Consider the following 7,858-nt stretch of genomic DNA (forward strand, 5'->3'; position numbering starts at 1 on the left):
AGATTTTTCCCGTGCTGTGCCGGCCAGCATCAATGCGTATCCATGAGACGTCTTACGAATGCAGAAAAAAAACGCGACTGTACACCTGTTGATTCTTGATCCATCTCAAAATGATGCGGAATCAATGATCAGCCTGCTCCGCAATTCAGGCAAGGCAACCCGCGCCCACCGGATTACCTCTGAAGAGGATCTTGAAGAAGCGCTTAAAACCGGCAACTGGGATTTGTTGTTGGCCAGGGACCTGGAGCAGGATTTTGGCCCGGACGATGCGCTGGCCATGATCAAGCGAATGGATAAAGACATTCCGTTCATCCTTCTGACTGAAGAAACCAGCCGAGAACGAACCGTCAACATCATCCGCGCAGGTGGACAAGACGTTGTCCCTTTCGAATACAAAGATCTTATGGTGCTGGTGGTAAAACGCGAGCTTGCAGCACTGGATGAGCGCCGCAAGCGCCGGCTTCTCGAGTCGCATCTGCGCGAGGCTGAACAACGCTGCCAGCTACTCCTGGAAAGCTCAAAAGACGCCATCGCCTACATCAACGAAGGCATGCATATCTACGCCAACCAGTCCTACATGGAATTCCTTGGCTACGACGACATCGACGACCTGATCTGCATTCCGGTTCTCGATACCCTGACCCCGGAAAGCCAGCGCAAATACAAAGACTTCATGAAGACCTTTGCGGAAAACGGCAAAGACGGCGTAACACTCAACTGCACTGCCTGCCGCAGTGACGACCAAGAGCTTAACGTCACTATGTCGGTTTCTGCTGCTACCTACGATGGCGAAGCCTGCACCCAGATTGTACTGCAACCGGAACACAGCGACGCCGAGCTGGAAGAGAAGCTCAAGCAAATCAGCAGCCAGGATCTGTTAACGGGCCTGTTCAACCGCCAGTATCTGATGGATGCACTGGCGCAGGCGGTTGCCACGGCTGGCAAAAATAACCAGACTGGCGCCCTGGCCTACATCGCGCTGGACAACTTCATCAGCATGAAAGGCCAGGTGGGCATCTCCGGAGCTGACTTACTGCTGGGCGACCTGGCTACTTTGTTACGCGAACAGGCTGGCGACGAGATCATACTGGCCAGGTTGAGCGATGACGCGTTCTGTCTGATGTGTCTGCCGTGCGATGAGAAAAGCATGGAAAACATTGCTGAGCGTGTCAGGAAAGCGGTTGAAGACCACTTGTTCGATATCAATGGCAAGACCGTACCGCTAACGGTCTCCATTGGCGTTGCCGCCATCACCGAAAACTCCCCGAAAGCCGAGGAGTTAATGAGCCGGGCCCACACCGCCTCAGCAGAGGTCAAGAAACTGGAAGGCCATGAGCGTGGCAATGGTGTGGTTGTTTATAATCCGGTCGAATACGAGGCACTGGATGAGAGCAATTCGGTCGAAGCTATCCTTAAGGCTCTGGACGAAAATCGCTTCCGCCTGCTGTTCCAGCCGATCATTAACCTCAGGGGCGAAGGCGAAGAGCACTACGAAGCCTTTGTTCGGATGCTCGGCAAGGACGACGAGGAAGTCTCTCCCTACGACTTCCTGCCGCCCATGGGGCCAAGCGACACCGCCATCAAGATTGACCGCTGGGTCATTCTGCAGACCATCAAACAACTGGCCAGCCATCGTTCAAGAGGCCACGATACCCGACTATTCCTGAACATCACGGCAGAAACCCTGCAAGACAAGACGTTTACGCCCTGGCTCAGTGTTGCCTTGAAGGCCGCACGCCTGCCCGGCGATTCATTGATCTTCCAGATTCGCGAAGGCGATGCCAACAATTACATGAAACAAGCCAAGGAGTTCACCAAGGCGGTGCACGAACTCCACAGCAAGGTGTCGATCTCCCAGTTCGGCTGCGCCCTCAATCCGTTCAACACGTTCAAGCACATCGATGCGGACTATGTGAAGATCGACGGCTCTTTTACCGAAGAAATTCAGAAGAGCGATGACGCCAAAGAGCAGGTCAAAGAAATGGTGAAGAGCCTGCAGAGCGCCGGCAAACTCACCATCATTCCCTTGGTGGAAAATGCTGGTGTGCTGGCCACGCTATGGCAGGCGGGTGTTAATTACATACAGGGTTACTATCTGCAGGCCCCGGTACCGGAGATGAACTACGACTTCGGCGACAGCTAACCGGCAGCCGCGATCGAACAACAAAGGGCGAGGCATCAAAACCTCGCCCTTTGTGCGTTCAGAGACCGGCGTTTTTCAGGGTTTGATTGGTCTCACTCTCACGAAAACCAATCAGATAAAGAATGGCGTCCAGCCCCAGCGTCGAAATGGAATGCCGCGCCGATTCCTTGACCAGAGGCTTGGCGCGGAAGGCCACACCCAACCCGGCCTGACTCAACATCGGCAGATCGTTTGCGCCATCGCCCACAGCGATAACCTGTTCCCGTGAGATGTGCTCCTTATCAGCGATCTCCAGCAACAGTTCCGCTTTACGTTTACCATCGACCACCTGCCCTTTCACCTGGCCCGTCACCTTGCCACCCACGATATCCAGCTCATTGGCGTACACGTAGTCAATGCCAAGCTTTCTCTGAAGGTGGCGAGCAAAGTAGGTAAAACCCCCAGACAATATCGCTGTCCGGTAACCCAAAGCCTTGAGACTAAGAATCAGATGCTCCGCACCCTCGGTCATACGCAGCCGGTTGGCGACGCCTTCCAGTACCGATTCGTCCAGGCCCTTGAGCAGCGCCAGGCGCTCGGCAAAGCTCTGACTGAAGTCGAGCTCACCCTGCATGGCCCGCTCGGTGATTTCGGCAACCTGCTCGCCTACACCTGCCTCATGGGCCAGCTCATCGATGACTTCTGCCTCGATCAGGGTGGAGTCCATATCGAACACCACCAGACGGCGGTTGCGCCGGAAGATGGAATCTTCCTGGAACGCAATGTCTACGTTCATTTCACCAGCAATTTGCAAAAAATCTGCCCTCAGCTGCTCCAGATCCGACGGCGTGCCACGAACAGAAAACTCGACACAGGCAATCCGGTTTTCACCAGGATTCAGCGATGGTCGGGCCGATAGACGGGTGATGTTGTCAATGTTCAGACCATGCCGGGCGGTAATGGCAGACACCCGGGCAATCTGTTCAGCCTTTATGTCCCGAGACAGCAGCGTAACGATATAACAGGCCCGGTTGCGGGCTTCAGCCCAGGTCTGATAGTCCTCAACGGTGATCGGCGCAAATCGCACCTGCAGATCCAGAGCATGCAGCCGGAACAGCAGATCGCGGATCACCGGAGACGACTTGGACTCGTCCGGAATCTCGATCAGGATGCCCCAGGTCAGGTGGTCGTGAATGACCGCCTGACCAATATCAAGAATCCGGACATCATACTGCCCCATGATTCCGGTTATTTCCGAGGTCAAGCCGGGCTTGTCGCGCCCGGATACGTTCACCAGAACCAGCTCACTCACTGTCGGCACTCTCCTCTTCCTGGGCACGTGCTGCTGAGGGAATCACATCAATCCCATCTACACGCTGTAGCCCTCGCGGCAATTTGTGGCCACGACGACCACGCTCACCCAGATAATGTTCAAGATCACCAAAGCGCAAGCCAAGCTTGCGCTTGCCGGCCTTGATCTCAAGCTGGTCTTCCTCGCCGAATACGGCGATCGCCACCACATACTCCTCACGATTCTGTACACGTGCAGACGGTATGCTGATGATTTTATTACCCTTGCCTTTGGCAAGTTCGGGCAGCTCGCTAAGCGGGAACACCAGCATTCGTCCTTCATTGGAAATCGCCGCCAGATAAAGCGTTGAGACCGTTTCAGGAATCATGACCGGTGGCATGATCCGGGCACCCTTGGGCACGCTGACCACAGCCTTGCCCGCACGATTCTTGCCCACCATGTCATTCAGCGACGTCACAAAACCGTAACCACCGTCGGTCACCAGTAACGTCTTACGATCTGCCGGCCCCATCAACAGCCCGGAGAAGCTGGCACCTGAAGGTGGATTGATCCGGCCGGTTAACGGCTCTCCCTGGCCCCGGGCAGAAGGCAAACTGTGCGCCATCAATGAATAGGCGCGACCAGTCGAGTCCAGAAAAATCGCTTGCTGGTTGTTGCGACCGCAAGCCGCAAGCGCAAAGCGGTCACCGCCTTTGTAACTGAGGCCAGTCGGATCAATATCATGGCCCTTGGCCGCACGTACCCAACCTTTCTCCGAGAGCACCACCGTGACCGGGTCGTTTGTCACCAGATCTGTCTCGCTGAAGGCTTTGGCTTCTTGCCGTTCCACAATCGGTGAGCGACGATCGTCGCCAAAGCTCTCTGCGTCTTGCTCCAGCTCAGTTTTGATCAGCTCACGCAGGCGATCTTCTGACCCCAGAATCGATTGCAGTTCGTCCCGCTCTGCGGACAGTTCATCCTGCTCACCGCGGATTTTCATTTCCTCAAGCTTGGCCAAATGGCGCAGCTTCAGCTCCAGGATGGCTTCGGCCTGGTCGGTCGACAAGCCAAATCGGGCCATCAGTTCGGCTTTCGGCTTGTCTTCGGTACGAATAATCTCAATCACTTCATCAATATTGAGATAGGCAATCAACAAACCTTCCAGCAGGTGCAGTCGCGCCAGAATCTTGTCCAGGCGATGCTGTAGCCGGCGGGTGACCGTACTCTTCCGAAATGCCAGCCACTCGGTCAGCATCTGGTGCAAACCTTTTACGCCGGGGCGACCATCATTACCGATCACATTAATGTTAACGCGATACGTTTTCTCAAGGTCGGTGCTGGCAAACAGGTGCGCCATCAAGCCGTCGAGGTCTACCCGATTGGAGCGCGGCACAATAACCAGGCGCGTGGGGTTCTCATGGTCGGATTCATCACGCAGATCGGCCACCATAGGCAGTTTCTTGGCCTGCATCTGATGCGCAATCTGCTCCAGTACCCGATTACCCGATACCTGATGCGGCAAATCCGTTATAACGATTTCTCCGCTCTCTCGAACCCAACGGGCCCGCATGCGCAGTGATCCACGGCCAGTTTCGTACATCTGCCGAAGATCTTTACGGGGGGTAATAATCTCCGCATAGGTTGGAAAATCCGGACCCTTGACGTGCTCCAGAAGCTGATCAACCGTTGCCCCGGGCTCATCCAGCAAGCGGATGCAGGCTGCGGTGACTTCTCGCACGTTATGGGGCGGAATATCGGTGGCCATACCCACCGCAATACCGGTCGTGCCGTTCAACAGTACGTGCGGCAAGCGAGCCGGCAATACCGAGGGCTCTTCCATAGTGCCATCAAAGTTTGGCACCCAGTCCACCGTGCCCTGCCCCAACTCACTCAGCAGGGCATCCGCAAAACGGGCCAATCGGGATTCGGTGTAACGCATGGCGGCAAAGGATTTGGGATCATCCGGCGCACCCCAGTTACCCTGGCCATCCACCAGTGGGTAACGGTATGAGAACGGCTGAGCCATAAGGACCATGGCTTCATAACAAGCACTGTCACCATGCGGATGGAATTTACCCAGCACATCACCCACAGTGCGGGCAGACTTTTTGTATTTGGAGGTGGACTTCAATCCCAGCTCCGACATGGCATACACGATGCGTCGCTGAACCGGCTTAAGACCGTCGCCCACATTAGGTAATGCACGATCGAGGATGACGTACATGGAATAATCGAGGTAGGCCTTCTCGGTATAATCGCGTACCGCTACTCGTTCGAATCCTTCATCCGTTGTCTGAAACTCTGGCATAGATGCCTCTTTGCCTTAACTGCCTGTTTTAAACCGTGGCTTTAACGCCGCCCGCTGCCCCCGGCACATATACCGGGCAATGTGGCGCTCATTATATGGACGCAAGCACCGATACACCAATTTCCAATAGCGGAATTCCCGCATGGAGACTCTGTAACGTGCCCCGTATTCTCGACATAGTGAATAGAAGGCCGTTGTATCTCCTAACATGCGGAAACCTATGAAACCAAACCTCAAAGCCTGCGGGCACGCCATGGTTACTGCCCTGGTAAATGCTGCTCTGGCCGTAACCTTGATGCTTCTGGTCGAGTTTGCCATCAGCGGCACCTTTCAGGTACCGGCAGCCTATCTCTGGGCCGGCTTCCTGATCGGGGTGGTTATTTTTATTGGTCAGTTCTGGCGCCAGCGACACCTGTGCCGGACCAACCAGCAAACCGGAAACACACAGCAGCACTGACTCAAGCGATCAAGCCGTCAGTCTTCAGAAGGGTACACAACGGAGTTTGCAAAGCGGAAAACAGGTTCCGGAGCTAGGCCCGGAACCTGCTAAAACAGCGTTACTCGCCTTGATTACTGGCGGATGCCTTCAATAGAAATTTTGATTTCGACCGTCTCAGAGGCTTCACCAAGATCCATCGGAATGCCGTAATCTTTCAAGCGAAGCTCTGTTTCGGCGTCAAAACCCATACGGTAGCCACCCCAGGGATCCTGGCCGTGGCCGTGCATTTCTGCCTCAAGCGTGATTTCACGCGTCACACCACGAAGCGTGAAGTCGCCGATAATATCGGCCTCACCATCATCACCAAGAACCACTCGAGTGCTCTTGAAGGTGGCCTGCGGGAATTTGTTTACGTACAGAAAATCCTCATTCCGCAAGTGCCGGTCCCGCTCGGCATGATTTGAGTCTACGCTCGCGGTGTCGATGGTGACCGTTACAGAGCTGTTTTCCGGGTTTTCTGCATCGTACACAAACTCACCGTCAAAATCGTTAAACCGACCATACAACCAGCTGTAGCCCAGATGCGAGATCTTGAAGGTGACGAACTGGTGCGCACCTTCTTTATCGAACGCATAGGTACCGCTGTGCTCGTTGGCGTTCGCGGTGCCGATCAACGCAATCGATACGGCAGAGGCAAGCAATAGTTTTTTCATGATGTTCTCCTGTTTTTCGTTCCAGACTATTTTGTGACGAACTTTTTGTGCAACGCAGTCAACCGTGTTAGCCGCGCCCCAGCATGCGCTTGAGGGTTGAGTCCCGGTCGATAACGTGATGTTTGAGCGCAGCCAAAGCGTGCAGCCCTGCCAGGCTGACCAGCGCCAGGGTGCTCCAGTAATGCACAGCACCAGCGGTGTCCTCCATGCGCACAACCCTTCCGGTCACCGAGGGCACATCAAACCAGCCAAACACGCTGATTGAAGAGCCATCCGCCGTTGTAATCAGGTAACCGCTGATCATGGCTACAAACAACAATACGTACAGCAGCCCATGCACAGCGTGCGAGACAACAACTTCCCAGCGCCGATGCTCCGGCAGCGGCTTGGGTTGCGGGCTAAGCAACCGCCATAACAACCTTGCCACCATGGCGATGAACAGCAAAATACCCATACTGCGGTGAATGTCTGGCCCCCTCCGGTACCAGGGATCGTAATAGGACAGCTCTACCATCCACCAGCCGAGCCCGAACAGGCCGATTACGGCCAGAGCCACCAGCCAGTGCAGACTGATCGAGACGATCCCGTAACGGGCATGAGTGTTCAAAAATTTCATGGCGGGCAGGGTCCTCCATCCTTGGTATCGGGCAGGCGAGTATGCGCACTTGCTAAGGCCAGTCTAGGTTCGTGACTGGGCGGTTAAAACCAAAATATTCTGCCGGGAAGCATCAAATTATCTGATCAAGTGGCAACGCGACTCCTTGCCCACCTTGGTCGAATACGGGTTTTACGGATTGCTCCAATCTATAGCTTGGATACACTTTACCCATACTTAATTCGCCCCGTCGGGGGCCTCAGTGACCGAGAGGAAACGACATGGAACTGGAATTCGACGAATCCGTTGCCGTACCCAGCAACAACTGATCTTGCTTAATATGTACCCCGGCCCAAGCCGGGGTACATTCTTTCTGAAAGCTCCAAAAAT

Annotated in this window: 6 protein-coding genes; 2 read left to right on the plus strand and 4 right to left on the minus strand. The window is 54.8% G+C overall.

Annotated features, from left to right (window positions below; translation table 11 throughout):
• The first annotated feature begins 58 nt into the window (after positions 1-58).
• On the plus strand, positions 59-2,143 hold the full coding sequence (locus tag IBX51_RS05460) for an EAL domain-containing protein (protein WP_291829482.1): 2,085 nt from the start codon (positions 59-61) through the stop codon (positions 2,141-2,143).
• Between the two features lie 58 nt (positions 2,144-2,201).
• Here IBX51_RS05460 and serB read toward each other — a convergent pair whose 3' ends face one another.
• Positions 2,202-3,434: a phosphoserine phosphatase SerB gene (gene serB / locus IBX51_RS05465; RefSeq protein ID WP_291829483.1), complete on the minus strand. Its 1,233-nt coding sequence runs from the start codon at positions 3,432-3,434 to the stop codon at positions 2,202-2,204.
• Positions 3,427-5,721 carry a DNA topoisomerase IV subunit A gene (parC, locus tag IBX51_RS05470; RefSeq protein WP_291829486.1) on the minus strand — a complete coding sequence of 765 codons (2,295 nt, stop codon included), beginning with the start codon at positions 5,719-5,721 and terminating at the stop codon, positions 3,427-3,429. The genes serB and parC overlap by 8 nt, the downstream gene beginning before the upstream one ends.
• Positions 5,722-5,941: 220 nt before the next feature.
• Between parC and IBX51_RS05475 the strand changes: the two genes are divergently transcribed.
• Positions 5,942-6,178, plus strand: a complete 237-nt coding sequence (locus IBX51_RS05475) for a hypothetical protein (protein WP_291829488.1) — start codon at positions 5,942-5,944, stop codon at positions 6,176-6,178.
• A gap of 113 nt (positions 6,179-6,291) precedes the next feature.
• Here IBX51_RS05475 and IBX51_RS05480 read toward each other — a convergent pair whose 3' ends face one another.
• Both IBX51_RS05480 and IBX51_RS05485 read right to left on the minus strand, forming a co-directional pair.
• Positions 6,292-6,873, minus strand: coding sequence for a YceI family protein (locus IBX51_RS05480; protein ID WP_291829490.1), 582 nt, complete (start codon positions 6,871-6,873; stop codon positions 6,292-6,294).
• A 67-nt stretch (positions 6,874-6,940) separates the two neighbouring features.
• Positions 6,941-7,489 carry a cytochrome b gene (locus IBX51_RS05485; RefSeq protein WP_291829492.1) on the minus strand — a complete coding sequence of 183 codons (549 nt, stop codon included), beginning with the start codon at positions 7,487-7,489 and terminating at the stop codon, positions 6,941-6,943.
• Between the last annotated feature and the right edge of the window lie 369 nt (positions 7,490-7,858).

It is taken from the genome of Marinobacter sp. (genome assembly GCF_014859525.1).
Lineage (GTDB): Bacteria > Pseudomonadota > Gammaproteobacteria > Pseudomonadales > Oleiphilaceae > Marinobacter.